This is a genomic window from Bradyrhizobium sp. Leo170 (assembly GCF_004296405.1).
GTDB lineage: Bacteria > Pseudomonadota > Alphaproteobacteria > Rhizobiales > Xanthobacteraceae > Bradyrhizobium.
This window is the reverse complement of the sequence record NZ_PSRR01000801.1, coordinates 1-785: the sequence shown is the minus strand read 5'-3', so window position 1 is coordinate 785 and position 785 is coordinate 1. Positions and strand designations below refer to the sequence as shown.

Annotated in this window: 1 pseudogene; it reads right to left on the bottom strand. The window is 61.0% G+C overall.

Annotated features, from left to right (window positions below):
* Positions 1–708: pseudogene (locus tag CWO89_RS44805) on the bottom strand (IS5 family transposase); the annotation flags it as partial.
* Positions 709–785 lie beyond the last annotated feature (77 nt).

Here is a 785-nt window from a genome sequence, read left to right as displayed (position 1 = left end):
GGGAGTTTATCACGGCAGCGGTCAGATGGATCATGGCTGCGAAGCTTTGATCTGTCTTGTCTGCGCGCAGCGCGATGCGCTTGAATTCCTTGAGCTTGCAGAAGAAGTTTTCGATCAGATGCCGCCATTTGTAGATCTCCTCGTCGATGGCGAGAGGTTTGGCGCGGCGCGGATGCTGGGAGATGACGGCCTTGGCGCCGCGTTCGTCGAGATCGGCGATGATGGCGTTGCTGTCGAACGCCTTGTCAGCGATCAGCGCACCGAAGGCGACCCCTTCGATGAGTGGCGGAACGCCGACCGTGTCGAAGCGCTGTCCGGGCAGCAGCACGAAACGCACCAGATTGCCGAGCGCATCGGTGAGCGCCAGGATTTTGGTGGTCATGCCGCCTTTCGAACGGCCGATGGCCTGGCTCTGAGTCCCCCTTTTGCGCCCTGTCCGTGGCGGTGGACCTTGACGATGGTGGCGTCGACCATGGCGTACTCCATGTCCGGCTCGTCCGAGACCGCCTCGAACAGGCGCTTCCACACGTCCGCCTTCACCCAGTCCCGGAAACGCGTATACACGCTGTTCCAGTGACCGAAAGCGCGCGGCAGATCGCGCCATGGACTGCCCGTGCGGGCGATCCATAACACCGCCTCAACAAACAGCCGGTTGTCCTTGCCGCTGCGGCCAGGATCGCTCGGCTTGCCGAGACAAAGCGGCTCCATCTTCGCCCATTGGCCGTCAGTCAAAACGAATCGTTCCATCCAAAGCTTGAATCACAGCCAAGCACGAATGAGAATCC